The 2002-nt window shown below is 69.8% G+C and carries 2 protein-coding genes; both read right to left on the minus strand.

The features are described 5' to 3' along the window. Window positions 1-19: 19 nt before the first annotated feature. Window positions 20-799, minus strand: coding sequence for a TIGR01458 family HAD-type hydrolase (locus V6M46_RS18075; protein ID WP_332667648.1), 780 nt, complete (start codon window positions 797-799; stop codon window positions 20-22). Between the two features lie 70 nt (window positions 800-869). Then, window positions 870-2002: DUF3459 domain-containing protein (locus tag V6M46_RS18080; RefSeq protein ID WP_332667650.1), on the minus strand; the 1133-nt coding region annotated here is incomplete at its 5' end.

Consider the following 2002-nt stretch of genomic DNA (forward strand, 5'->3'; position numbering starts at 1 on the left):
CGCCGCCGCTTGGGGTCGCTCAGCGTTCGGCCCACCACCGCGGGAGGTCGGCGATCGAGTCGAGCACCGCGTCGGGCGCGACCTCACCGGTGAGGTCCGACGCGGAGAACTTGCCCGTACGGACGAGAACCCCGGTCAGGCCAGCGCGCTGCGCACCCTCGACATCGGTGCGGATGTCGTCGCCGACCATGACGACCTGGCCTGCCTCCAGACCCAGGGCGTCGACCGCAGTGGCGTAGAACGCCGGATCGGGCTTGCCCACAACGACCGCGGGGCGCCCGGCGGCATACTCCAGCCCCCGCACGAATGCACCCACGTCGAGGCGAAGCCCGTCCTCGGCGCGCCAGTACCGGGTCATCCCGAGGGCGACCAGTGGCGGCGCTGGGTCACTCATGAGGAGGCGAAGAGCACGATTGAGCGTCGCGTACGCCCAGCCCTCCCCCATGTCGCCGACGATCACGGCGCCGGCGCCGTCCTCAGCCCCGTCCGGGAGCGGGCCCAGCTCGGCGAACTCCGCCGCAGTGGCATCCGGGACGAACAGCGCCGGACGCTCGATGTCGTGACTGCGCAGCCAGGCCACCGCCGCAACTGCCGGGGTGAGGATCATGTCCGCGTCAGCGCGGATGCCCATACCGGTCAGCTTGTCGACGATCGCCCGCCGTGGACGAGAGGTGGTGTTGGTCAAGAAGCGGTACGGGACACCCTCACGCGCGAGCCAGTCGACGGTCCCGGCCGCGCCCGGCACTGGCTGGTCGCCCACGTAGACGACACCATCGAGATCCAGCAACACTCCACGCACGTATCCATCATGGGACCATGCCGGTCGGTGTGAAGCTCAAAGCCGGACGCGTCTATCCGATTGCGCGCCGTCATCGGTCCCATCTCAACAGCACGTGCTGCGGTGACTCGGGCGACCACTCGGGCGTACGGACTTCGAAGGACTCCTCGGCGAAGTTGACGACGACGCGGAGCGAGCCGCGATGCATGACGAGCCACGAGTCGTCCGGAGCCACCTCGACGACGAAACCCTCCAGCGACGGATCAGCCAGCTCAAGGTGTGACCGGCGGAGTGCGATCAACGAGCGATACAGGTCGAGCATCTCCCGATGCGGACCAGAGGACACCTCCGACCAGTCAAGCGTCGAACGCTCGACCGTCGCGGGATCCATCGGATCGGGCACCTCGGACTCGCCCCACCCGTGCCGGCCGAACTCGCGGCGACGACCGGTGCGTACGGCCTCGGCGAGCTCGGGATCGGGGAACGACGCGAAGAACTGCCACGGTGTGCTGGCCGCCCACTCCTCCCCCATGAACAGCATCGGCGTGTAGGGCCCGAGCAGCACGATCGCCGCACCGCACGCCTGCAGGCCGGGCGAGATGGACGCCGAGATGCGGTCGCCGGTGGCGCGGTTGCCGATCTGATCGTGGTTCTGCAGGTACGCGAGGAAGGAGGTGCCGGTCAGGCGGGAGGTGTCGACGGGACGGCCGTGCGTACGTTCGCGGAACGACGACCACGTGCCGGCGTGGAAGAACACGCCACGCAACGTCGTGGCCAGCGCACCGGGCGCGGCGAAGTCGGCGTAGTAGCCGTCGGTCTCCCCCGTCAGGCGTACGTGCAGCGCGTGGTGCAGGTCGTCGGACCACTGCGCGTCCATGCCGAGCCCGCCCGCCGAACGCGGCGTGACCATGCGCGGATCGTTGAGGTCGGACTCCGCGATCAGGGTCAGCGGCCGGCCGACCACCGAGGACATATGCGCGGTCTCCGCCGACAGCTCCTCGAGCAGCGTCAGCGCGCGCCGATCCGCCAGCGCGTGCACCGCATCGAGCCGCAGCGCGTCGACGTGGAAGTGCTCGAACCAGCCGAGCGCGTTGTCGAGCACGTACCGCCGCACCTCGTCGGACTGCGGCCCGTCGAGGTTGAGCCCGGGCCCCCAGTCGTTCTGGCCGGCGAAGTAGGGGCCGAAGCGGTCGAGGTAGGCACCCGACGGCCCGAGGTGGTTGT

Source organism: Aeromicrobium sp. (genome assembly GCF_036676885.1).
Lineage (GTDB): Bacteria > Actinomycetota > Actinomycetes > Propionibacteriales > Nocardioidaceae > Aeromicrobium.